1 protein-coding gene is annotated in these 829 nt (G+C 38.4%); it reads left to right on the top strand.

Annotated elements, in window-relative coordinates; genetic code table 11:
• The first annotated feature begins 129 nt into the window (after window positions 1-129).
• Window positions 130-813: a GAD-like domain-containing protein gene (locus ABD005_RS18105; RefSeq protein ID WP_343819155.1), complete on the top strand. Its 684-nt coding sequence runs from the start codon at window positions 130-132 to the stop codon at window positions 811-813.
• Window positions 814-829: the final 16 nt, after the last annotated feature.

Genomic DNA, 829 nt, shown 5'->3' on the forward strand with positions numbered 1-829 from the left:
GTGTTGACAGCTCTGGTGCCAAAGAAGTATTAAGTCGAGTAGAAGCCATGGATGTACAAGCGACAAAGGCATTGAAAGACATAGGGCCAGATGCCATGATGAATGTAAATCTACATAGGTGTAAATAGAATGAATGTTCTTTTTGATAATTTTTACAATTTTAAAAAATTTGGACCTGCGATAAAAAGCGAGCCCGTCAGTCAAGAAATACTGACTAAGTATAAAGATAAACTCCCCGACCGCTTACTTGAATATTGGCAAACCTACGGTTTTTGTGGCTGGGGTGATGGTGTTTTTTGGACAGTGAACCCTGATGATTATAGTGATATATTATCAAGATGGTTACAGGGAACTGAATTTGAACAACGCATTCTCAATGGCGTAGATACATACCATGTAATTGGTGTCACTGCTTTTGGGCGTTTAATTATTTGGGGAGAAAATTCAGGCCAAAGTATTGACATAAGTGTTAACTATGGGATGTTATTTCCTACAGACTATACAGCTGATTTATTAGAAGACGGTGGAGATTTAACAATCGATCTATTCTTTAGCGCCTCATCTATATCAGAAATGGACGAAACCGATATCGATGACAAGCCACTTTTCAAACCTGCATTTGAAAGACTTGGCGCTTTAGCTAATGACGAAATGTATGGTTTTGTACCTGCTCTCGCACTGGGTGGTGCGCCCAAGCTTGATAATTTGAAAGTTGTAAAAAAACTTGAGCATTTATCATTTTTAGCGGATTTAGGCGAAAAACAAGTAATGGCTGATATTGTTGCGCTATCTAACGAGTTACCGCAAGATTAATAAAATAAGCTCTCCC

Source organism: Colwellia asteriadis (genome assembly GCF_039523295.1).
In the GTDB taxonomy this organism is placed as follows: domain Bacteria; phylum Pseudomonadota; class Gammaproteobacteria; order Enterobacterales; family Alteromonadaceae; genus Colwellia; species Colwellia asteriadis.

What these genes read in the sequence shown, in the direction of transcription:
- ABD005_RS18105 (WP_343819155.1), top strand. Translation starts at nt 130, where the DNA reads ATGAATGTTCTTTTTGATAATTTTTACAATTTTAAAAAATTTGGACCT.